The following is a 23,142-nucleotide window of genomic DNA, read 5'->3' on the forward strand; positions in this document are numbered from 1 at the left end:
CGACAGCGACCTCGATCCCGCGGACTAGACTCGCGCCGCTTCGACAGGAAGTGAGACGCGGGTGGCGATCAACGACCAGAACCCCTACCTCGCCGGCACGCTCGACCGGGATCCGGCCGAGACCGCCGAATGGCGCGAGTCCCTCGACACGCTCGTCGCGCAGGCGGGCCACGAGCGGGCGCGGGAGATCATGCTCAGCCTTCTGAGCAGGTCCCAGGAGCTGCACCTCGGCATCCCCATGGTGCCGACGACCGACTACGTCAACACCATCGCGGTGGAGGACGAGCCGGAGTTCCCGGGCGACGAGGAGATCGAGCGGCGGTACCGCAAGTGGATCCGCTGGAACGCGGCGGTCACCGTGCACCGCGCGCAGCGGCCCGACATCTCGGTGGGCGGCCACATCTCGACGTACGCGTCGTCGGCGACGCTCTACGAGGTCGGCTACAACCACTTCTTCCGCGGACCCGACTTCCCGGGCGGCGGCGACCAGGTGTTCTTCCAGGGGCATGCGTCCCCGGGCATGTACGCCCGCGCCTTCCTCGAGGGCCGGCTGTCGGAGCAGGACCTCGACGGCTTCCGCCAGGAGCGCTCGAAGGCCCCGCACGGCATCCCCTCGTACCCGCACCCGCGTCTCATGCCGGACTTCTGGCAGTTCCCGACCGTGTCGATGGGCCTCGGGCCGATCAACGCGGTCTACCAGGCGCAGCTCGCGAAGTACCTGACGAACCGCGGCCTGAAGGACGCCTCCGAGAGCCACGTCTGGGCGTTCCTCGGCGACGGCGAGATGGACGAGGTCGAGAGCCGCGGCCAGCTGCAGGTGGCGGCGAACGAGGGGCTCGACAACCTCACGTTCGTGATCAACTGCAACCTGCAGCGCCTCGACGGCCCGGTGCGCGGCAACGGCAAGATCATCCAGGAGCTCGAGAGCTTCTTCCGCGGAGCCGGCTGGAACGTCATCAAGGTCATCTGGGGCCGTGAGTGGGACGACCTGCTCGCCCGCGACTCCGAGGGCGCCCTGCTGCGCCTCATGAACCAGACCCCGGACGGCGACTACCAGACGTACAAGGCCGAGAACGGCGCGTACGTCCGCGAGAACTTCTTCGGCCGCGACCCGCGCGCCGCGCGGCTCGTCGAGGACTTCTCGGACGAGCAGATCTGGAACCTGAAGCGCGGCGGCCACGACTACCGCAAGGTGTTCGCGGCCTACCAGGCGGCCATGCTGCACAAGGGCCAGCCGACCGTCATCCTCGCGAAGACCATCAAGGGCTACGGGCTCGGACCGCACTTCGCGGGTCGCAACGCCACGCACCAGATGAAGAAGATGACCCTCGGCGACCTGAAGCAGTTCCGCGACGAGATGCAGGTGCCGATCACCGACGCGCAGCTCGAGGAGAACCCGTACCTGCCGCCGTACTACCACCCGGGTCAGGACGACGACGCGATCCAGTACCTGCAGGAGCGCCGCCGTGCGCTCGGCGGCTACCTGCCGCAGCGCCGCACGAACCACGCCCCGGTGAACCTGCCGGAGGAGAAGGCCTACCAGGTCGTGAAGCGCGGCTCGGGCACCCAGCCCGTGGCGACGACCATGGCGTTCGTCCGCCTGCTGAAGGACCTCGTCCGCACGAAGAACTTCGGCGAGCGCGTCGTGCCGATCATCCCCGACGAGGCCCGCACGTTCGGCATCGACGCCTTCTTCCCGACGGCGAAGATCTACAACCCGCGCGGCCAGCACTACACGTCGGTCGACCGCGAGCTGCTCCTCGCCTACAAGGAGAGCCCGCAGGGCCAGATCGTGCACGTCGGCATCAACGAGGCGGGCGCGGTCGCCGCGTTCACCGCCTTCGGCGCCTCGTACGCGACGCAGGCCGAGCCGCTCATCCCGGTCTACGTCTTCTACTCGATGTTCGGGTTCCAGCGCACGGGCGACGCGCTCTGGGCCGCGGCGGACCAGATGGCCCGCGGCTTCCTCATCGGCGCGACCGCCGGCCGCACCACGCTGACGGGTGAGGGCCTGCAGCACGCCGACGGGCACTCGCCGACGCTCGCCGAGACGAATCCGGCCGTCATCGCGTACGACCCGGCCTACGGCTACGAGATCGGCCACATCGTCGCCGACGGCCTCGACCGCATGTACGGCCCCGGCCCCGACGGCCAGGGCCACCGCGACCCGAACGTCATGTACTACCTGACGGTCTACAACGAGCCGATGCCGCAGCCCGCGGAGCCGGAGGGCCTCGACGTCGAGGGCGTGAAGCGGGGCATCTACCTGCTGAAGCGCGCCGAGCACGACGGGCCGCGCGTGCAGCTGCTCAGCTCCGGCGTCTCGGTGCCGTGGATCCTCGAGGCGCAGGAGCTGCTCGCGAAGGACTGGGGTGTGGCCGCAGACGTGTGGAGCGTCACCTCCTGGTCCGAGCTGCGCCGCGACGGGCTCGACGCCCGCAACGAGGCGTTCCTGCACCCGGAGCAGCCGGCCCGCACGCCGTTCGTCACCGAGCGGCTGCAGCAGTCGGAGGGCCCCGTCGTCGCCGTCACGGACTACGCGCACTCGGTCCCCGACCAGATCCGCGAGTTCGTGCCGCGCACCTACGCGACCCTCGGCGCCGACGGCTTCGGCTTCTCGGACACCCGCGCGGCCGCCCGCCGGTGGTTCCACATCGACGGCCCGAGCGTCGTCGTGCGGGCGCTCGAGCTGCTCGCCGCCGAGGGGAAGGTCGGGACCGAGGTGCCGCAGCAGGCGATCGACCGCTACCGGTTGTTCGACGTGAACGCGGGTACCACGGGCACCGCCGGCGGCGAGAGCTGACGTAGGCAGGAGTCGGACCGTCCGTGGCGCGCAGCAAGCCGGAGACCCTCGCGTGGCTCCGGCAGATCGCGGGTGAGCTCGCGACCGCGACGCTGAAGCGCCTCGAGGACACCCTGCCCTGGTACCGGGAGATGCCGCCCGGGCGACGAAGCGCCGTCGGCCTCGTCGCCCAGGCGGGCATCCGCTCGTTCATCAGCTGGTACGACGACCCGACGTCGACCCCATGGATCGCCGCCGACGTCTTCGGCACGGCGCCGCGCGAGCTGCTCCGGTCGGTGAGCCTGCAGCAGACCCTGCAGCTCATCCGCGCGACGGTCGAGGTCGTCGAGGAGCGCGTCGCCGGCAACGAGGACTCCGTGCGCGAGGCGATGCTGCTCTACTCGCGCGAGATCGCGTTCGCCGCCGCCGACGTCTACGCCCGCGCCGCCGAGGCGCGTGGGCTCTGGGACGCCAGGCTCGAGGCGCTCGTCGTCGACTCGATCCTCTCGGGTGAGGCGGACGACGCGCTGCCGAGCCGCATCGCCGCGCTCGGCTGGCACGGCCACGGCGAGGTCGCGGTGCTCGTCGGCACCACGCCGCCCGTGCTCGACGTCGACCAGCTGCGCCGCACCGCGCGTCACCTCGCGGCCGACGTGCTCATTGGTGTGCAGGGCAACCGCCTCGTGCTCGTCATCGGCCGGGCGCTCGAGGGCACCGGCTGGAGCATCCCGCCCCGTGAGCACGTGAGCCGCAGCCGGCCCGACGTCGAGGACGCGCCCGCGTCCACCGAGGGCGGCGACGAGCCGCGCGAGGAGGGCGCTCCACAGCTGACGTTCCTCGACATCGCCACCCGCCTCGAGCCGGGCTTCGGGCCTGGGCCCGTGGTGCTCGGGCACGCCGTGCCCGACCTCGTCGAGGCGTCGCGCAGCGCCCGCGCCGCGCTGGCCGGGTTCGCGGTGGTGCGGGCGTGGCGCTCGGCGCCGCGGCCGGTCCTCGCGGACGACCTGCTGCCCGAGCGGGCGCTCGCCGGCGACCCGCTCGCCCGCACGACCCTCGTCGGCCGCATCTACCGGCCCCTGAAGGACCACTCCTCCCCCGAACTGCTCGCCACGCTCTGGGCCTACCTCGACAACGGCCGCAGCCTCGAGGCCACCGCCCGCGAGCTCTTCGTGCACCCGAACACGGTGCGGTACCGGCTGAAGCGCATCACCGAGCTGCTCGGTTGGGACGCCACCGGGGCCCGCGAGGCGCTCATCCTGCACGCCGCGCTCATCCTCGGCGCGATCAGCGAACCGGTGCCGACGAGACGCCGCACCGCGCGCTGATCGCTTGTCGCTTCCCGACAGCGACTGCCCCGGTTCGTTGGCAGGGATCTCAGAGAAGCGCGCGAGCCGTCCGGCAGACTGGGTGCCGTGATCGTCGTCGTCGCGCCCGGCCAGGGCTCGCAGACCCCGGGGTTCCTCGCGCCGTGGGTCGAGGACCCCGCCGCGAAGCACCACCTCGAGCGGCTCGGGGAGGCGGCGGGGCTCGACCTCGTCGAGCTCGGCACGACGGCCGACGCCGACACGATCCGCCGCACCGACGTCGCGCAGCCGCTCATCGTGGCGGCCGGGCTCGTCGCGCTCACCGCGCTCGATAGGCCGGTGAAGGCGGTCGCGGGGCACTCCGTCGGCGAGATCACGGCCGCCGTGGCCGCGGGTGTGCTCGACGAGGAGGCCGGCATGCGCCTCATCGCCGTGCGCGGCCGTGCGATGGCCGAGGCCGCGGCGAGCCGTCCGACCGGGATGGCCGCCGTCGTCGGGGGCGACGAGGCCGTCGTGCTCGCGCGCCTCGAGGAGCTCGGGCTCGTGCCCGCGAACTTCAACGGCGGCGGCCAGATCGTCGCTGCCGGCGACCTGCCGGGGATCGAGGCGCTCGCCGCCGAGCCGCCCGCGAAGACGCGCGTCGTCCCGCTGCAGGTGGCGGGCGCGTTCCACTCCCCCGTCATGCGTCCCGCGGTCGACGCGCTGCGGGACTTCGCGGCCGCGCTCGCCCCGAAGGACCCGTCGGCTCGGCTCTGGACGAACGCCGACGGCAGCGAGGTGAAGGACGGGACGCGCTTCCTCGAGCTGCTCGTCGGCCAGGTCGCGTCGCCGGTACGGTGGGACCGCACCATGGAGTCGTTCTCGGCCGCCGGCATCACCGGGCTGATCGAGCTGGCTCCGGCCGGCACCCTCACCGGGCTCGCCAAGCGGGCCCTGAAGGGTGTGCCGGCCGTCGCGGTGAAGACGCCCGCGGACCTCGCCGCGGCGCAGGACCTCATCGATCGGACCGCATGACCGCCCTCCCTCAGGCCGCCGGCGCGCCCGGCTCCCGCATCCTCGCCTTCGGCGCCTCGCGCGGCGACCTCATCGTCACGAACGACGACATCGCCGGCCCGATCAACTCCTCCGACGAGTGGATCCGGCAGCGCACCGGCATCGTCGAGCGACGGCGTGCCTCGGCGGAGCTCGACACCGTCGACCTCGCCGAGCAGGCGTCGAAGGAGGCGATCGCGAGCGCGGGCATCGACCCGGCGACGATCGACGCGGTCATCGTCTCGACCGTGTCGAACTCGGTGCAGACCCCGTCGCTCGCCGCGCTGCTCACCGAGCGCATCGGCGCGACGCCGGCCCCCGCCTACGACATCTCCGCGGCGTGCGCAGGGTTCACGTACGGCATCGCGCAGGCCGACGCGTTCATCCGCTCGGGCCTCGCCCGCAACGTGCTCGTGGTCGGCGCCGAGAAGCTCTCGCAGTACGCCAAGCCGACCGACCGGACGATCTCGTTCCTGCTCGGCGACGGCGCGGGCGCCGCGATCCTCGGGCCCTCCGACGAGCCGGGCGTCTCGCAGAGCGTCTGGGGGTCGGACGGCTCGAAGTGGGACGTCGTCGGCATGGACAGCCCGCTCGTGGCGTACCGCGACGGCGCGGGCGCGGTCGACTGGCCGACCCTCCGCCAGGAGGGGCCGACCGTCTTCCGCTGGGCGGTGTGGGAGATGGCCAAGGTCGCGCAGCAGGCGCTCGACCGTGCCGGCCTGCAGGCGGCCGACCTCGCCGCGTTCATCCCGCACCAGGCCAACGTCCGCATCGTCGACGAGCTGGCGAAGCAGCTGAAGCTGCCGGAATCGGTGCTCGTCGCCCGCGACATCGTGACGACCGGCAACACCTCGGCCGCCTCGATCCCGCTCGCCGCGCACGCGCTGCTCGCGGAGCACCCGGAGGCGTCCGGCGGCCTCGCGCTGCTGATCGGCTTCGGCGCCGGACTCGTGTTCGGCGCCCAGGTCGTGCGGCTGCCCTGAGAGCCGTCCGAGCCCGCCCAATACACTTCCAACCGACCCGCCCAGACCACTCCCTACGACAAGGAGCACCACGAATGGCTCAGTCCACCGAAGAAGTCCTCGCCGGCCTCGCCGAGCTCGTCAGCGACGAGACGGGCATCGCGACCGACACGGTCGAGATGGACAAGTCGTTCACGGACGACCTCGACATCGACTCGATCTCGATGATGACCATCGTCGTGAACGCCGAGGAGAAGTTCGACGTGAAGATCCCGGACGAAGAGGTCAAGAACCTGAAGACCGTCGGCGACGCGGTGAACTTCATCGTCAACGCCCAGTCCTGAGCCGCTAGGAGCCGAAGCGCACCGATGCCCGCACCCACGATCGTCGTCACCGGTCTCGGCACGTTCTCACCCCTCGGGGCGAACGTCGCCGAGTCGTGGTCGGCCCTCCTCGGCGGCGAGTCCGGCGCCCGCTCGCTCGAGCACCCCTGGGTGTCCGAGCTGCAGCTGCCGGTGACGTTCGCCGCGTCCGTCAAGCACGAGCCCGACACCGCGCTCGAGCGGGTCGAGGCGAAGCGCCTCGACCGCGGCAGCCAGTTCTCGCTCATCGCGGCTCGTGAGGCGTGGGAGGACGCGGGCCGGCCCGACGTGGACCCGGAGCGGCTCGGCGTCGACTGGGCGACCGGCATCGGCGGCGTCTGGACCCTGCTGAACGCGTGGGACACCCTTCGTGAGAAGGGAGCGCGGCGCGTCCCGCCGCTCACGGTCCCGATGCTCATGCCGAACGCTCCGGCGGCGACGATCGAGATGGAGTTCAAGGCGCGGGCCGGTGCACGCACCGCCGTGTCCGCCTGCGCCTCGAGCACCGAGTCGGTCGGCAACGCGGTCGCGCACCTGCAGGCCGGTCTCGCCGACGTGATCATCGCGGGCGGCACCGAGGCCTCGATCCACCCGCTGCCGCTCGCGGCGTTCGCGCAGATGCAGGCCCTGTCGAAGCGCAACGACGATCCCGCGGCCGCGTCGCGCCCGTACGACAAGGGGCGCGACGGCTTCGTGCTCGGGGAGGGCGCCGCGGCGCTCGTGCTCGAGACCGAGGAGCACGCCCGCGCCCGCGGGGCGCGCATCTACGCGCGGATCCTCGGCGGCGCGGTCACGAGCGACGCGTACCACATCAGCGCGCCCGACCCGGAGGGCTCGGTGCCCCGCGCCATGACGCAGGCGATGCAGAACGCGGATGTGGCCGCGGACGACATCCGGCACATCAATGCGCACGCGACGAGCACGCCGGTCGGTGACATCGCCGAGTACCAGGCGATGCGCAAGGTGTTCGGCGGGCACCTCGACGACATCGTGGTGAGCGCGACGAAGGCGTCGACCGGGCACCTGCTCGGCGGCGCCGGCGCCATCGAGGCGCTGTTCACCGCGAAGGGGCTGTCGGAGCGGGTCGCGCCGCCGACGATCAACCTCACGGATCAGGACCCCGAGATCCCGCTCGACGTGGCGTCGAGCCCGCGCGAGCTGCCGGAGGGCGAGGTGCTGGCGCTCAGCAACTCGTTCGGCTTCGGCGGCCACAACGCGGTGATCGTGCTCGCCACGGCCTGACCGACGACACGAAGGCGGGGCCCCTGCGGGGCCCCGCCTTCGTCGTCCCCGGCGCCCCGCCCGCGCCTGTATGCCGTCGGACACCTGCAGCGGTACGAGCGCCTCCAGACGTCCCGAAGCCCTGCAGGAGCTGCAGCAGCGGCGCAGGCGGCTCAGGACACCCGATAGCCGGTGCGTATGCCGCCGGGACATCTGCAGCCGTACGAGCGCCTACAGCAGTCCTCACGCCCTACAGAAGCCGAGACCAGCCCGCTGGCCGCGGGCCCCTTAGGACGCGCTGACGAGTCGCGCGGGGCGAAGGCCGAGCAGCGACGACACCAGCGACCGAGACGGCCTCGACCCTGATCCGAGAGGCCGGGCCGCCACGCCGGTCCGGCTGGACCGCCCGCGACGCGCGCCGCAGAAGCGGCGGCGCGCCGATCAGCACAGGGAGGAGCCCCCGTGCGGTACCCATCCGGACGGGGGCTCCTCATGCAGCGGTGCAGAGGTTCGAGGGCCGCTACCCATACAGCCCGAACACTGAAAGAGACGCACTCGCTGACACCTCGAACGTACCGGGGAAGGGCTTCCGGGACGAGGGTGACACGCCGGTAATTACGAGAGTGTCACCCTCTTTTTCCGGCAGTCCCGGATCAGACCGCGGAGCGGTGCAGCCAGGTGACGGACGAGGATCCCATCGCGTGACGGAAGGGCTCGAGCTCGTCGTCCCAGGCCTGACCGAGCGCGAGCCGCAGCTCACGATGGAGGTCGATGACGCTCGTGCCGGCGACGTCCATCGCGGCCCGGATCCGGTCCTCGGGGACCACGACGTTGCCCGCCGCGTCGGTCTGGGCGTGGAAGATGCCGAGGTCGGGGGTGTGCAGCCAGCGGCTGCCGTCGACGCCGTCACGGGCGTCTTCGGTGACCTCGAAGCGCAGGTGCTCCCAGCCGCGCAGCGCCGAAGCGATGGCGGCACCGGTGCCCGGCGCGCCCTCCCAGTAGTAGTCCGTGCGCATCGCTCCGCGAAGCACAGGCTGATCAGCCCAGGTGAAGCTCACGGCACGGCCGATCGCGCGCCCGGCCGCCCACTCGACGTGGGGGCACAGTGCACGCGGCGACGAGTGCACGTACAGCACGCCACGGGCGGAGGTGGTGACCATGGATTCGTCCTCCGTTCGAACAGATGCGTCTTCCCCAACGACCTGGTGAACGGTGCGACCCGATGCCACCGATATGAAATTAGCGGAGCCCTATCCGGCTCCCCGGAAGTATGGCCGACGACACGCCGGAATCGCAAGGAGATCGGCGCGCCGTCGGCGCGACCCCATTACGGGAGCAGCGCGAGCTTGCCTCCCGGGTGCCCCTCGGCGAGGAATGCGAGCGCCTCGCCGGCCTCCGCGAGCGGGTACGTTCGCGCGACGGGCACGACCAGCTTGCCCTGCGCGGCGAGCTCGACGAGCCGCGCGCGGATCTCGTTGCGGAACCGCGAGCTCTCCGGATCGCTGCCGCCGACCGCGTGGAAGCCGTCGCGCTTCGCGCGAGCGAAGCCGGCGATGGTGACGATGCGGTCGGCCGGTACGAGGGCGAGCGACACGTCGGCCGCCTCGTCGGTGCCGATGCAGTCGAACGCGCCGTCGATGCCGTTCGGCGCGAGGTCGCGGACGCGCTGCTCGAGGCCGCTCCCGTAGGCGACGGGGATGCCCCCGAAGCGCTGCACGGTCTCGAAGCTGCGCTCGCTCGCCGTGCCGATCACGGAGACCCCGACCTCGGCCGCCTGCTGGAGGAGGCTGACACCGACGGCGCCGGACGCGCCGTGCACGAGGATCGTCTGCCCGCGCTCGACCGGGACGACGCGGAGCATGTCGGCGGCGGTGGCACCGACGAGCAGCAGGTTCGCCGCCGACGGGAAGTCGAGCGCGTCGGGCTTGGCGAACACGTTCGCCGCCGGCACGGTGATCGCCGAGGAGTAGCCGCCGCTCACGCGGAAGGCGAGCACCGGGTCGCCGATCGCGCCGCCTCCCGTGGCGATCTCCGTGTCGGCGCCGATCGCGGCGATCACTCCCGCCACCTCGTAGCCCGGCCGGATCGGCAGCTTCGCCTCGTCGCGGTTCGGGCCGGCCGAGAAGCCCTTGAAGTCCGCAGGGTTCACGCCGGCGGCGCGGACATCGATCGTGACCTGGCCGGGGCCGGGCTGCGGGATCTCGACGTCGACGACCTCGAGCACGTCGGGGCCGCCGTAGCGGGGAGCGAGGACCTGGCGGGCGGACAGCGGGGCGTCGAGCGTCATGACAGCGATTCAACTCCGATCCCGCTGCGCACGCGTTCAGGTCGCATCGCTGTAGCGCTCGACGACGGCGACGTCGAGCGGGAAGTCGACGGGGAAGTCGCCGAACAGCAGTCGCCCCGCCGCCGCCGCGGCCTCCCGCACCGCCTCGGCCGCCTCGTCGACGAGGTGCTCGGGCGTGTGCACGAGGACCTCGTCGTGGAGGAAGTAGACGAGGTGCGGGCGCTCCGCGAGGCGCCCGGCGCCGAGCGCCCAGAGCCGGCGCCGGAGGTCGGCGAGCCAGCAGAGCGCCCACTCCGCAGCGGTGCCCTGCACCACGAAGTTCCGGGTGAAGCGGCCGTGCTCGCGCGAGAGCGACCGTGCGCGCCGGACGACCGCGTCCGAGGCGTCGAGGTCGGACGCGGCCGCCTGCGCAGCCCGCCAGGCGTCGGAGGGCGATCCCGATCCGCGGCCGAGCAGCGTGCCGACGACGGCGCCGCGCTCCCCCGCCCGCGCCGCCTGCTCGACGAGGCCGAGCGCCTGCGGGAACCGCGCGGCGAGCCGCGGCACGAGCCGGCCACCCGCCCCCTGGGTCGCGCCGTAGAGGGCGCCGAGCATGCCGTACTTGGCGGCGCTGCGGTCGGCCACCGCCCCTGTGGCGACGATGCCGTCGTACAGATCGCGTCCGCGGCCCGCCTCGGCCATCGACCGGTCGCGCGCGAGTCCCGCGAGCACCCGCGGCTCGAGCTGCGCGGCGTCGGCGACGACCAGCCGCCAGCCGGGATCCGCGACGACCGCGCCCCGCACCTGCTTCGGCAGCTGCAGCGCCCCACCGCCGCGGGTGGCCCAGCGGCCGGTCGCGACCCCGCCGACGACGTAGTCGGGCCGGAACCGGCCGTCGGCGACCCAGGTGTCGAGCCAGTGCCAGCCGTTCGCCGTGTGCAGCCGGGACAGCTTCTTGTAGGAGAGGAGCGGCTCGATCACCGGATGCTCGAGGCGGCGGAGCTCCGACGACCGCGTCGTCTCGACGGTCAGCCCGGCCGCCCGCAGGGCGCGGACGAGCTCGACGGGCGAGTCCGGGTTCAGCCGCGGGGCGCCGAGCGCTTCGCGGATGTGTGCGACGAGGACCTCGAGCGCCTCCGGCCGCTGCCCGGACGGCACCCGCGGGCCGAGCAGCCCGGCGAGGATGCGCTCGTGCTCGTCCGCACGCCAGGGCAGCCCGGCCGCGGACATCTCGGCCGCGGCGAGCGCTCCCGCGGACTCGGCGCGGAGCAGCAGCCGCAGCGCACCCGGCCGTGGCGACGCCGCGACGACCTGCTGCTGGCGCCGGTGCTCGTCGGCGGCGGACACGTCGGCCGCGGCGCGGTCGAGCGCGAACAGCCCGTCGGCCGGGTCGGCCGAGGGCTCGTCCCAGCCGTCGCGAGGCAGGTTCGCGTAGGCGGGCAGCGGGACGGTCGTGCCGCGCAGGATGGCGCGGGCGAGGCGGACGTCGTGCGCCCGCTCCACACGGACGCCCGCGGCGAGCAGCGCCGGGTAGACCGCCGCGGTGTCCCAGACCCAGCGCACGCCGGCGGCCTCGAGCCCGGCCACCCGCTCGGGCAGGGCCGCGGCCGGCACGCGCTCGGCCGTTCCATCCGCCGCACCGTCGTCGGCGAGCGGCGTGAGCCGGTAGCCGTCGTCGTGCGCCTCGAGCGCGACCGCCGGCACCACGGCCGCAGCGGTCGCGTGGTGCGCGGGCGCGGTCAGGGTCACGCCGACACCGTAGGCGGAGGCGACGACACCGCCCGCGGCACGGTGTCCGCGCACCGGCCGTAGGTGATCCGTCCTGGTGTAGGTGCGGAACGCGGTTTCCCACCTACACCGGGACGAAGTACCTACACGCGGTAGCGGGCCGCTCGTCGAACGGGCGTCAGTGCAGGGGCTGGCCCTCGCGGTCGAGGACCTGCTTCTCCCCCGCCTCGATGCGGAACGGGAACCGGTTCTGCTTCGGAGGCATCGGGCAGTTGAAGTTGTAGCTGAAGGCGCAGGGCGGCAGCACCGCGTAGTTGAAGTCGAGCGTGATCGTGCCGTCGGGGTTCGGCGCGAGGAAGAGGAAGCGCCCGACGCCGTAGGTGTCGTCGCCGCTCGTCGCGTCGGCGAACACGAGCTGGAGGCGGTTGCCGTCCCTGAACGCGGCGATGCGGTACTCGGTGCCCTCGAGCGTCACGACGATGTCGCCGGGCACGGGCAGCTCGCGCGTCGCGCCCTCGTCCTTGATGTGCGAGAAGCCGACCGTGGTGCCGGCGGGGTTCGGGGTGAAGCGCCCGGTGACGATCCAGCCCGGGTTGTGGGGGAAGGCGTCGATGCGGCCGAAGCGCTGGATGTCCTCCGACTGCGCGTCCCAGACCCGGAGCGCGTACTGGCCGTCCTCACCGCGGATGACGGTCCCGGTCGTGTGGTCGTCGAAGACGATGGCGCCCGGCGCCGGGTCGTCCTTGCCGCGCACCACGACCTGGCCGTCGACGAGCTCGCCGTCGACGCGGATGCCGTCGCTCGCCGAGGCGGTGAGGAGCAGGCCGGACTCGGCCTCGGGCCGCGGTGCCCACACGCCCGGCACGCCCCAGATCGTCTGCTCCTCGCTGACCCACTGGGTGTTCACGAGGGCGAGGAACCCGGTCGGCGTCCGCACCGACTGCTCCCGGAGCGCGTGGAACCGCTCGTAGCGGTCTGCGGCGGTGGCGGGGGCGGCGGTCGCGGTGTCGGTCATCGTGGTCCTTCCGGAGGTGGGCGGGGTTGAAGGGAGGCAACGCGCGCGGGCGTGGTTCCCTTCCCGCGCGAGGCGGGCTCAGCGCTCGAGCGGCAGCACCGGCACGCCGGGCGGCGTGAAGCCGAGCACCTGACCGTAGAAGGAGAGGCACGCCTCGCGCGAGGCGACGAGCGCGTCCCGGCCACGGAACCCGTGCGACTCGCCCTCGAACTCGAGGTAGGCGTGCAGGATGCCGCGAGCGGCGAGCGCGTCGCGGAAGGTGCGCGACTGGGCGGGCGGCACGACCGGGTCGTCCGCGCCCTGGAGCAGCAGCACGGGGACGCGGAGCCCGTCGACGTGGTTGATCGGCGCCCGCTCGGCGTACGTCGCGGCGGCCTCGGGGTACGGGCCGATCAGTCCGTCCGTGTAGTGCGCCTCGAAGTCGTGGGTGTCGGCGGCGATGGCGACCGCGTCGGCGACGCCGTAGAACGATGCGCCGCAGGCGAAGACGTCGGTCGTCGTGAGCGCGGCGAGCACGGTCCAGCCGCCGGCTGAGCCCCCCTCGATCGCGAGCCGCTCGGGATCGGCGATGCCGCGCGCGCCGAGCCCGCGCACCACCGTCACGACGTCCGCGACGTCGACGACGCCCCACTGCCCGTTCAGCCGCTCCCGATAGGCGCGGCCGTAGCCGGTCGAGCCGCCGTAGTCGATGTCGACGACGCCGATGCCGCGACTCGTGTAGTAGGCGTACTTCGCAGACAGCTGCGGGCCCACGTGGGTCGTCGGGCCGCCGTGCACGAAGGCGACGAACGGGGGCAGGGTGCCCTCCGGCGCGGTGTACGCGGGGTTCCTCGGCCGGTAGACGACGGCGTGGACGCCGTCGACCTCGTGCAGCTCCGCCTCGGGGAACACCTCGAGCGGCAGGCCCTCGACGCCGGCCCGGACGACGCGGAACACGCCGGTGGCGACGTCGAGCTCGCGGAGCGCACCCGGCTCCCCCGCCGCCTGGTCGATGAGGAGCGCGCGCCCCTGCCGCTGCGCCTGCCAGTCGGTGTACGAGCGGCGCTCGCGGAGCACGCGGGCCTCGCCCGTCGACGGGTCGAGCAGCGCCTGCTCGTCGGCGCCGAGCGTGGAGGTGAGCAGGAACCTGCCGTCGGGCAGCGGCAGGTACCAGCGCAGCCCGAGCACCCACAGGGCGCCCCCGGTCTCGCGCTCCTCCGGGTGCAGCGGCTCCGGCTCGCCCCCCGCCGCGGCGACGCGGTAGAGGTTCCACCAGCCGGTGCGGTCGGAGCAGACCGCGAGCGTCGCGTCATCGAGCCACTCGGGCTGCACGACGGACTCGCGGCGATGACCGAGGAGCGTGCGGACACCGGTCGCCCGGCCGTCCTCGAGCCGCGCGACGCGCAGCTCGGTGCCGTCCCACGGCATGTCCGGGTGGTCCCAGGCGATCCACGCGATCGATCCGCCGTCCGGGGAGATCCGCGGCTGGGCGAGGAAGCGGGACCCGCCGACGACGCTCGTGATGCGGCCGGGGTCGTCCGCGGCGGAGCCGTCGAGCGGCACGAGGACGACGTCGCGCTCGAGATCGCCCGGTCCTTCTCCGACGTGCGTCTCGCGGACGGCGAGCACGTCGCTCCCGACCACGGACAGCCCCCCGAAGCGCATGCCGAGGCCGTCGGGCGTCAGCGGCACGGGCTCGGTGCCTGCGCCGTCGAAGCGGTGGAGGCGCTGGTCCTCGTACCGGACGAACGCGACCCCCGCCTCGCCCGCCGCCCACGCGCCCCCGCCGTACTCGTGCACACGGCTGCGGATGTTCCACGGCGCCGGCAGCAGCACCTCGGCGCCGTCCGGTCCCTCACGGTGGAGCGTGATGCGACGCTCCCCCGGGATCGGCTCGGTCCACCAGATCTCGTCCCCCACGTAGGCGGCCTCGACGGGCTGGTGCGCCCCCTCGGCGACGTCCGCCGCGGTCAGCGGCGAACGCCACTCGCCGTACGGCGCCTCGATGCTCCCGGTCATGGCTCCACCGTAGAAGAGCCGGCGTGTCCGTCCGTTGCGACCACCGGCCGACCGATCTACAGTGAGGACTCGAACACGTGTTCGAGCGGACGGAGGAGCGGCATGGACTTCACGACGACGTGGGCGGATCGCGCCGCCGAGCTCCGGACCGCCGACGGGGTCCCCGAGCGGCTGGTCTGGCACGCCCGCGAGTACCGGGTCACCGACGAGCCGACCCGCATCGAGGACGCCCTCGGCACGCTGCTCACGCATCCGCTGCCCGTGCGGGGGTGGCGCTTCCAGGGCACGAGCGACGCCGCGGCCGAGACCCTGGTGTTCGACCTGCTCTGGTGCGACGGCGGCTGGCGGGTGATCCGCACCTACCGCTGAGGCGCTCGACCCTGCGGGTTTCGCCCTCGCCGTGGTGTCCGGCGCGGGAACGGGGTCCCGCGTCCTAGCCTGACGCCGTGCGGAAGAGGGGACCTCGGCCTGCGCTCGCGGTCGTCGCGGTGGCGCTCGCCGTCGGGCTGACCCCGCTGGCGTTCGGCGGCCGCGCCGACGCCGCCCGTGCGGGCGACCCGACCTGGGCCGAGGTGCAGCAGGCGAAGCACGACGCCGCCGCGAAGGCCGCTGAGGTGAAGAAGATCCAGGGCCTGCTCCGCGAGGCGCAGGCCGGCGCGGCGCGGGCCTCGGCGGCGGCGGTCAAGGCGGCGGCCGCCTCGGCGCAGGCTCAGGCGCAGGTGCAGTCGGCCCAGCGCACGCTCGACGGGCTGCGGAGCCAGGCCGCCGCCGCGAAGGCGAAGGCCGAGAAGGCGAAGCGCACGGCGGCCGCGGTGGCGACCCAGCTCTACCGCGGCGGCGACCCGACGCTCTCGGTGTGGCTCTCCGGCAAGGAGTCCGGCGCGCTGCTCTACCAGCTGGGCGCGCTGTCCCGCATCGGCGACTCGTCGTCGGCGCTGCTGCAGGCGGCGGTGCAGGACGAGCGGAGCGCGCAGGCGCTCACGGCGCAGGCGGATGTGCAGGCGCGGATCCGCGACGAGCTCGCGAAGAAGGCGAAGGCGCTCGCCGACGCCGCGCACGCAGCGCAGGTCGCGGCCGACAACCAGGTGGCGAGCACGAAGCAGCGCGTCGCCGACCTGCAGGCGAAGCTCGCCCAGCTGCAGGACCGCGCCGCGTCGCTCGAGGAGTCGTACAAGGAGGCGCAGGCCGCCAAGGCCCGAGCCGCTGCGGCGGGCGCGGGCGGCGGGGCGAACGAGACCCTCGGCGGCGGCGGCGGGGCCGGCTCCCTCTCCCCTGCGGGCGCGCAGAGCTACGCGGCGGGCCGGATGGGTGCCTACGGCTGGGACTCCTCGCAGTTCAACTGCCTCGTCAGCCTCTGGAACATCGAGTCCGGCTGGCGCTGGGACGCCTACAACGCGTCGTCGGGCGCCTACGGGATCCCGCAGGCGCTGCCGGCTGACAAGCTGTCGAGCGCGGGCTCCGACTGGCGCACCAGCTCGTCGACGCAGATCGAGTGGGGTCTCGGCTACATCCAGGGGCGCTACGGCACCCCGTGCGCGGCCTACTCGTTCGAGACCTCGCACATCCCCTACTGGTACTGAGCGCGTTCCGTCGGCGCGGTGCCGGGAGCCGGCCGCCGATCGTCAGCCGGACAGGGTGCGGTAGGCGCTCCGGTAGTAGACGAGCGGCGAGTCGTCGTCGAGGCCGGGCGCCTCCAGCGCGCGGACGCGACCGACCACGATCACGTGGTCGCCGCCGTCGTGCACCGCGTGCACCGCGCATTCCAGGTGCGCGAGCGCGCCGGGCAGCAGCGGGTTGCCGAGCACGCCGGGGCGCCAGTCGAGACCGGCGAACTTGTCGCCGCCGCTCACGGCGAACCGGTCGCTCAGGTCGCGCTGGCCCGAGGCGAGCACGTTGACGGCGAACCGGCCGGTCCGCTCGATGCGCGGCCACGTCTTCGACGTGCGCGCGGTGCTGAGCAGCACGAGCGGCGGGTCGAGCGAGAGCGAGGAGAACGACTGGCAGGTGAGACCGGCAGGACCGTCCTCGGTGCTGCCCGTGACCACGACGACGCCGGTGGCGAAGCGGGCGAGCACGGAGCGGAAGTCCGCCTCGTCGAGCGTCTCCGCCGTGCCCGGTTCCGTCACCGCACCAGGCTACGGCGTGCTCCTGCCGCCCCCCGGTCGTGGCTGTCGCGGGGAGACGCCGAAGGGCGGCCGCCCGGTCCCGGCGCACATGGGGTGCGCCAGGAGCGGACGACCGCCCTTCGAGGAGAACCGACTCAGCGGGGAAGGCGCAGGACCTGGCCCGGGAAGATGAGGTTCGGGTTCGGAACGATGCTCGCGTTCGCGTCGGCGAGACGCTCCCAGCCGCCGGTCACACCGAGGCGGGTCGCGATCTTCGACAGGGTGTCGCCGGAGCGGACGGTGTAGGTCTTGCCCGAGAGCGCGACCGACGAGACGTGACGAGCCGGAGCGGTGGCCTTGGGCGCGGCGGGCGCGGCCTTGGCGACCGGGGCCGGCGCAGCCGGGGCAGCCGGAGCGGCCTGCACCGCGGGGGCGGCCGGCGCGGCCGGGATCGGGGTCGGGTTGGCGGAGTCCGTCAGGCCGAGCTTGGCGGAGCAGGCCGGCCAGGCGTTCCAGCCCTGGCTGGCGAGCACGCGCTCGGCGACGGCGATCTGGGTGGCCTTGCTGGCGTACTGCGGCTCACCGGCGCCACCGAAGGCGTGCCAGGTGCTCAGGGTGAACTGCAGGCCGCCGTAGAAGCCGTTGCCGGTGTTGATGGCCCAGTTGCCGCTGGACTCGCACTGGGCGAGGGAGTCCCAGGTGGACTCCGAGGCGGCGTTGGCGGGGGCCGCGGAGATGCCGACGCCGACCGCGGTCAGGGCGGCGAGGGCGAGGCCGCCGGCGGCGGCACGGGTGCTCTTCAGGATCTTCATGTACGTGCTCCGGCGGGTCGCTCGTGCTCGTGTCCGTCCCCGGACGTCGTCGCACCGCTGCCCACCCTGACGAATAGCGGTCAAGTCGAACGGTGCTGCATGTGGGCAGCGTGCAGCGTGGCAGCACCGGGCGTACGTCTCGACCTGGCGGGGGTTCCGCAGCTTCCTGGAGCGCGGCGCCGGTCGAGCGGGTCGAGAGTAGACAGACCCGGGAAGGATTTGCAAAACCGATACGTACCGCTCGGCGTGTCGGATGGCGCTCCTGGACAGCGACCCAGTATGGCTTCTGAGCAGGCATTCTCGCTCCCGCGAACGCGAGCGGTGAGGGGGTTGCATGGAGTCCGTGCGTCCGCGGCGCAACAAGGGGGCGCGGGCCGCACACGGTCCGGATGCCACCCGAACATCAGCGCCACGGATGCTATGAGCGGCCGATCAAGGCTGGGCGGAGCAATCCGGCCTGCGACCAGGGGTACCTCGTCGGAGGGGCGCGGGAGGACCGTCTGCAACGCTCCCCACGAGCTGCGGACGGCTCAGCTGCGGACGTCGGCGGCGACATCCGCCGACCACGACGCGGGCGACCTCTTTATCGTCAAGAGAGCTGCGTTCAGACATCTGAACATCTTTTTTTCCGAAGTCGCCGCTCGGGACCTTCGTCGCCCCCGCTCCCAGGGGTGCCGCCGCCCTGCTTTCCGTCCTCTGTCGGAGCGCTCAGCGGCTCCCGGATCGGCTCGAGGGCGACTCGCCCCTACTTCACGTTGACGATGCCGCCGAAGCCCTCGGGCACGACGACGACGTTGCCCGACGCGGCGAGGCGCGACAGCGTGTCGATGTAGTTCTGCTTCAGGACGTTCGCGGTGAGGGACCGGTTCAGGGTGTCGTTCGCCTTCGCCTTGGCCTCGGCCTGCACCACCTGCTGCTGCGCCGAGACCTGCGCCGCCTTCAGGTTGTTCTGCTCGGTGGTCACCTTGATCTGCGCCTCCTGCGCCGCCGCATAGGCGCCGGAGACGCTCGCCGGCGGAGTGATCTGCTGCAGGCTCACGGAGTCGACCGTGACGCCGGTGCCCTTCCACCGCGTCTCGAGCGCGCGCTGGATCGCGTCGTTGACGGCGACGCGCTTGGTGATGAGCTGCAGGGTCGAGAAGTCGTTCGGGGCGTCGCGCACGGTCGAGCGGATGTCCTGCGTGACGAACTGCGACACGAAGTTCGTCTCGTCGCGGAACTGCCGGTAGATCGTCGTCACCTGGTCGGGCCGGATGGAGTAGCGCACCGCGATGTCGATGTCGCTCGCGACACCGTCCGCGTCCTGCACGACGATGTCGGGCCCGAGCGCGGATCCGCCCGTGTAGTCGGTCGTCGCGCGCTTGCCCGCGAACACCACCTGCTGGTTGCGCACGTTGAACGTCTGCACCGTGCTCCAGGGCGCCTTCACGTGCAGGCCGGGTGCGACCTCCTGCCCGAGGATGTCGCCGGTCCACGAGACGACGACGCTCGCGTCGCCGGTGTCCTGCGCGTAGAACGCGGACAGCGCCGTGAGCAGCACGCCGAGACCGAGCAGGCCGCCGCCGCCGGCGAGCACGAAGCGGGACGCCCGCGGTCCGCGCTGGGCGGCCGCAGCGCGCTCCCGCCGCCGCAGCGCGACGCCGGCCAGCAGCGCGACGACGGCGAGGACGATGAAGACCAGGGCGGCGGCGAACACGCGACGACGCTAGCCGCGCGAACCCCTGATCAGCGGGGCGATCCGAGGCCTGTGGAGAAGCCGCCGGCACCTCCCGGGAGCCGGAGCGGCGGCCTCAGGGGACACCGGCGAGCACGACCACGTCATCCCGCCGGAGGGCGAGCTCCCGCACATCGCGCGCCACCGGCAGGCGGACCCGCATCGTCCGGCTGGCCGAACGCCGTCCGAGCCGGCGGACCGCCCCGGACGGCGTGCGCACAGGCCCTTCGACCGGAGCCCTTCGATAGGTACCATCCCGCCATGAGGCCTGCGTCCGAGGGCGTCCGCGCCGCCTCGGCCCCCCTGCTCACCCCGCCGTCGATGGTGACGCGCTACTCCGAGCTCGGCACCCCGGCCGAGCCGCGACCCTGGTGGGCGCCCGCCGGCTGGCTGCTCGTGGCCGTCGGCGCGCTCCTGCTCTACGGCGCGTTCCTCGTGCTCTCGCCGCTCGTGCTGCTCTGGATCGGCGTCCGCCGGCTCTGGGTGCGGACCTTGCGGTACCGGCGCCGCCCCGAGGACCTCCGCGTCGCGATCATCGGCGGCGGCTGGAGCGGCCTGCAGGCCCTCGCGCGCTTCCGGACCCTCGGCGTCGACCAGGTCGACGTGTTCGAGCGGTACGACACGATCGGCGGCACCTGGTCGCCGCACCTGCGCTACCACGGCCTGCAGATCCACGGCAGCATGACCGTCACCTCGTTCGACGGCCTCCCCTACAGCGACGACCCCGACGTGCAGGGCGGCAAGGTCATGGCCGAGGAGGTGGAGCGGTACATCCACCGGTTCGCCGACACGAACGACCTGATGCCGGCCGTGCAGCTCTCGTCGAACGTCGACTCCCTCTCCTACTCGTCGGACGATCGCACCGCGACGCTCTCGATCACCGACCCCCGCACCGGGAAGCGGCGGACCTCGGGCCCGTACGACCTCGTCGTCTGGGCGTCCATGGCCGCCTACGGCGCCGTGCCGCGGCTCCCCGGCGCGGAGGTGTTCCGCGGCCGCAGCCTGCACACCTCGCAGAGCTCGACGGCCGAGATCGAGGAGATCATCCGGACGAACCGGCACGTCGTCGTCGTCGGGGGCGGCAAGGCGGCGTGCGACATGGTGCTCGGGCTGCGCCGCGCCGGCTACGAGAACTTCACCTGGGTGATGCGCAAGCCCTACCTCTTCTACCGGTACGAGGCGCTGCTGCACGACGCGAAGCCGATCGACCGCATCCGCGGCCTCTCCTACCTCGCCACCGTGATCTGGACCGGGGTGTCGAAGCGGCTCGGCGCGGTGCTGCACTGGTCGTCCGGCTACCTCGTCACCTACGGCCGGCCGCACACCGACTTCACGCACTTCCACGGCGGGGTGCTCTGCGCCACGCAGCGGCGCGACATCGCCCACGTGCCGCACACGATCGGGAACCCGGTGCGCTTCGACGAGGACGGCCTCGTGCTCGAGGACGGACGGACGCTGCCCGCCGACGTCGTGATCTGGGCGACGGGCAACCGCAGCGGGATCGACACCCTGGGCCTCACGAAGGACGGCGAGCCGTTCGCACTCGACCCTGCCTCGAAGCTCTTCCACCACTTCCAGGTGCCGGAGCTGCCGGCGCTCGCCTCGACCACCGCGCTCTGGACGACGTTCGGCCCGATGCGCGCCACGAACGCCGCCGACCTCGCGGTCTACTCGCTCTGCGTCGCGGAGCCCCGCAGCGAACGCTCGATGCGACGCGCGGCGCAGCGGCAGCTGAGCACGAACAGCCTGCTGCGCTCGTTCATCTGGGCGAAGGACGCGTGCTGGCTGCAGCAGTGGGTGCTCTTCCACATCGACCTCGTGCTGCAGGGCATCACCCCGATCGAGGCGTTCCTGAAGCACGCCATCGAGGTGTTCGTGCTCGCGAAGGAGACGCCGCTGCGGTTCGACCTGCTCCCCCGGCAGCGGTCGGACGCGCCGGTGCCCGACACCCCGCGCGTGCCGCCCGGGGTCGCCGTCGACTGATCAGGCCGGTTCTTCAGCGAACTCCGATCCGATCGACGCCGTTTCGTGACCGTTTCCCGGTTCCGCGATGGGGGAAGCGCGGGATAGTGCGCATACGGCATCGAGGCCGTCGACGCAAGAGGAGAACGCACATGGCGCTGCAGGCAGGTGGTTCGCATCCGCACCCGCACCTGACGGGGTGGGGCCCCTTCGCCGGTGCCCTCGCTCTCGCCGTCGTGGTCATCGCCGCGATCGCCACGGTCGGCCCCTGAGCCCGCTCGGGCCGCCTTGTTGATCAAGTGATCAGCAGCCTCGGCACGCCGCGAGCCGCGGCGGTCCGCGGCTCGTAGTGTGGGCGCATGGCTGCAGCTCCAGGCGACTCCCTCACCACCGACGCCGACCGGATGCACGCGACCTCGGACGAGGCGGCTGCGCTCATCGACGGCGTGCTCGCCTACGCGCGGCGCCGCGTGCTCTACGAGGACGTGCCGCTCGACAAGCCGCTCTCCCCGAAGGACCTCGCCCGTCTCGCCGGCGACACGATCACGGCCGACGGCATCGGCGAGCGCCGCGCGATCTCGCTGTTCGAGCACGTGCTCGCCCCCGCCTGCCTCTCGACCGACCACCCCGCGTACCTCTCGTTCATCCCGTCGGCGCCGAGCAAGGCCTCCGTCGCCTTCGACGTGATCGTGTCGGCCAGCTCGGTGTACGGCGGTTCATGGCAGGAAGGCTCGGGCGCCGTCTTCGCCGAGAACGACGTGCTCCACTTCCTCGCCCGCGAGTTCGGGCTGCCGGCCGAGGCGGGCGGCGTCTTCGTGCAGGGCGGCACGATCGGCAACCTCTCCGCGCTCGTCGCCGCGCGCGACGCGGCGCGTCGCCGGAACCGCGCCGCGGGCCGGGAGGACCCCCGCCGCTGGGTGGTCGTCTGCAGCGCCGAGGCGCACTCGTCGATCGCGTCGGCGGCCGACGTGATGGACATCGACATCGCCACCGCGCAGCCCGACGCGGGCGGGCGCCTGCACGGCGACGCCGTCGCGCGGGTGCTCGACGAGCAGGGCGACGCGGTCTTCGCGGTCGTCGCCACCGCGGGCACCACGAACTTCGGCATCGTCGACGACATCGCCACGATCGCCGAGGTCACGACCGCGCGCGGCGTCTGGCTGCACGTCGACGGTGCGTACGGCCTCGCGGCGATGCTCGTGCCGCGGATGCGGCAGGCGTTCGCCGGCGTCGAGCACGCCGACTCGGTGATCGTCGACCCGCACAAGTGGCTCTTCGCCCCCTTCGACGCGTGCGCGCTGATCTACCGCGACCCGACCGGCGCCCGCCGCGCGCACACGCAGCGCGCCGAGTACCTCGACACCCTGACCGAGGGCGCGGACTGGAACCCCTCCGACCTGGCGGTGCAGCTCACCCGGCGCGCCCGCGGCCTGCCCCTGTGGTTCTCGCTCGCCGCCCACGGCACGGAGCGCTACCGCGCGGCGATCGACCACGGCATCGAGCTCGCGAAGCGCATCGGGGACGAGATCGCGTCGCGCGAGGAGCTCTCGCTCGTGCGCGATCCGCAGCTGTCGGTCGTGGTGTTCCGCCGGGAGGGCTGGAACGCCGCCGACTACAAGGCCTGGTCCGACCGGGTGCTCGAGGAGCAGCTCGCCTTCGTGGTCCCCAGCTCGCACGACGGCGAGCCCGTGCTGCGCTTCGCGATCATCAGCCCGCTCACGACGTTCGAGAAGCTCGTCGAGATCCTCGACACGCTGCGCTAGCCGGTCGCCTCCCGCCGCGACCGCGGCTGCGGCCTGCTCCCCCGCCGTCGGGGACCTTCGGCTCGGGTCCGCGTCCGACCCTCGCTCTAGGCTCCGGGCGTCCTCGACGGCGAAGG

The 23,142-nt window shown here is 73.0% G+C and carries 18 protein-coding genes; 10 read left to right on the forward strand and 8 right to left on the reverse strand.

Annotated features, from left to right (window positions below):
• The first annotated feature begins 61 nt into the window (after window positions 1-61).
• The 6 genes from aceE (at window position 62) to QDR37_RS00180 (ending at window position 7,684) form a co-directional block, all read left to right on the forward strand.
• Window positions 62-2,803, forward strand: a complete 2,742-nt coding sequence (gene aceE, locus QDR37_RS00155; protein WP_279711515.1) for a pyruvate dehydrogenase (acetyl-transferring), homodimeric type — start codon at window positions 62-64, stop codon at window positions 2,801-2,803.
• A gap of 23 nt (window positions 2,804-2,826) precedes the next feature.
• On the forward strand, window positions 2,827-4,107 hold the full coding sequence (locus QDR37_RS00160; RefSeq protein ID WP_279711516.1) for a helix-turn-helix domain-containing protein: 1,281 nt from the start codon (window positions 2,827-2,829) through the stop codon (window positions 4,105-4,107).
• 87 nt (window positions 4,108-4,194) lie between these two features.
• Window positions 4,195-5,100, forward strand: a complete 906-nt coding sequence (locus tag QDR37_RS00165) for an ACP S-malonyltransferase (protein WP_279711517.1) — start codon at window positions 4,195-4,197, stop codon at window positions 5,098-5,100.
• On the forward strand, window positions 5,097-6,101 hold the full coding sequence (locus QDR37_RS00170) for a ketoacyl-ACP synthase III (RefSeq protein ID WP_279711518.1): 1,005 nt from the start codon (window positions 5,097-5,099) through the stop codon (window positions 6,099-6,101). The genes QDR37_RS00165 and QDR37_RS00170 overlap by 4 nt, the downstream gene beginning before the upstream one ends.
• Window positions 6,102-6,175: 74 nt before the next feature.
• Window positions 6,176-6,424 (forward strand): acyl carrier protein, encoded by a 249-nt coding sequence (locus QDR37_RS00175; protein WP_279711519.1) that lies wholly within the window; start codon window positions 6,176-6,178, stop codon window positions 6,422-6,424.
• Between the two features lie 24 nt (window positions 6,425-6,448).
• A complete protein-coding gene (locus QDR37_RS00180) occupies window positions 6,449-7,684 on the forward strand; it encodes a beta-ketoacyl-[acyl-carrier-protein] synthase family protein (protein WP_279711520.1) in 1,236 nt (411 codons plus the stop codon).
• Window positions 7,685-8,316: 632 nt separating this feature from the next.
• Here QDR37_RS00180 and QDR37_RS00185 read toward each other — a convergent pair.
• The 5 genes from QDR37_RS00185 to QDR37_RS00205 form a co-directional block, all read right to left on the reverse strand.
• Window positions 8,317-8,823: a DUF3145 domain-containing protein gene (locus QDR37_RS00185; protein ID WP_279711521.1), complete on the reverse strand. Its 507-nt coding sequence runs from the start codon at window positions 8,821-8,823 to the stop codon at window positions 8,317-8,319.
• 167 nt (window positions 8,824-8,990) lie between these two features.
• A complete protein-coding gene (locus QDR37_RS00190; RefSeq protein ID WP_279711522.1) occupies window positions 8,991-9,950 on the reverse strand; it encodes an NADP-dependent oxidoreductase in 960 nt (319 codons plus the stop codon).
• A gap of 36 nt (window positions 9,951-9,986) precedes the next feature.
• Window positions 9,987-11,678, reverse strand: coding sequence for a bifunctional 3'-5' exonuclease/DNA polymerase (locus tag QDR37_RS00195; protein ID WP_279711523.1), 1,692 nt, complete (start codon window positions 11,676-11,678; stop codon window positions 9,987-9,989).
• A 157-nt stretch (window positions 11,679-11,835) separates the two neighbouring features.
• On the reverse strand, window positions 11,836-12,672 hold the full coding sequence (locus QDR37_RS00200) for a DUF1684 domain-containing protein (RefSeq protein ID WP_279711524.1): 837 nt from the start codon (window positions 12,670-12,672) through the stop codon (window positions 11,836-11,838).
• A gap of 78 nt (window positions 12,673-12,750) precedes the next feature.
• Window positions 12,751-14,670: a prolyl oligopeptidase family serine peptidase gene (locus tag QDR37_RS00205; protein ID WP_279711525.1), complete on the reverse strand. Its 1,920-nt coding sequence runs from the start codon at window positions 14,668-14,670 to the stop codon at window positions 12,751-12,753.
• A gap of 102 nt (window positions 14,671-14,772) precedes the next feature.
• On the opposite strand from QDR37_RS00205, the gene QDR37_RS00210 reads away from it, so the two are divergent.
• Window positions 14,773-15,039 (forward strand): hypothetical protein, encoded by a 267-nt coding sequence (locus QDR37_RS00210; RefSeq protein ID WP_279711526.1) that lies wholly within the window; start codon window positions 14,773-14,775, stop codon window positions 15,037-15,039.
• Window positions 15,040-15,116: 77 nt separating this feature from the next.
• Window positions 15,117-16,250, forward strand: coding sequence for a hypothetical protein (locus QDR37_RS00215; RefSeq protein WP_279711527.1), 1,134 nt, complete (start codon window positions 15,117-15,119; stop codon window positions 16,248-16,250).
• Window positions 16,251-16,292: 42 nt separating this feature from the next.
• Here the strand turns inward: QDR37_RS00215 and QDR37_RS00220 are convergent, their stop codons facing one another.
• The 3 genes from QDR37_RS00220 to QDR37_RS00230 all read right to left on the reverse strand — a co-directional run bounded on the left by QDR37_RS00220 (window position 16,293) and on the right by QDR37_RS00230 (window position 19,283).
• A complete protein-coding gene (locus QDR37_RS00220) occupies window positions 16,293-16,796 on the reverse strand; it encodes a flavin reductase family protein (protein WP_279711528.1) in 504 nt (167 codons plus the stop codon).
• A gap of 134 nt (window positions 16,797-16,930) precedes the next feature.
• Window positions 16,931-17,587, reverse strand: a complete 657-nt coding sequence (locus QDR37_RS00225) for a transglycosylase family protein (protein ID WP_279711529.1) — start codon at window positions 17,585-17,587, stop codon at window positions 16,931-16,933.
• Window positions 17,588-18,332: 745 nt separating this feature from the next.
• Entirely contained in the window at window positions 18,333-19,283 is a 951-nt protein-coding gene (locus tag QDR37_RS00230) for an SPFH domain-containing protein (RefSeq protein WP_279711530.1), read from the reverse strand.
• A 279-nt stretch (window positions 19,284-19,562) separates the two neighbouring features.
• Between QDR37_RS00230 and QDR37_RS00235 the strand changes: the two genes are divergently transcribed.
• Both QDR37_RS00235 and QDR37_RS00240 read left to right on the forward strand, forming a co-directional pair.
• A complete protein-coding gene (locus QDR37_RS00235) occupies window positions 19,563-21,284 on the forward strand; it encodes a SidA/IucD/PvdA family monooxygenase (RefSeq protein WP_279711531.1) in 1,722 nt (573 codons plus the stop codon).
• A gap of 338 nt (window positions 21,285-21,622) precedes the next feature.
• Window positions 21,623-23,026 (forward strand): aminotransferase class V-fold PLP-dependent enzyme, encoded by a 1,404-nt coding sequence (locus QDR37_RS00240; protein ID WP_279711532.1) that lies wholly within the window; start codon window positions 21,623-21,625, stop codon window positions 23,024-23,026.
• The last annotated feature ends 116 nt before the right edge of the window (window positions 23,027-23,142 follow it).

Origin of the sequence: Amnibacterium sp. CER49, from assembly GCF_029846255.1 — a bacterium.
Classification (GTDB): domain Bacteria; phylum Actinomycetota; class Actinomycetes; order Actinomycetales; family Microbacteriaceae; genus Amnibacterium.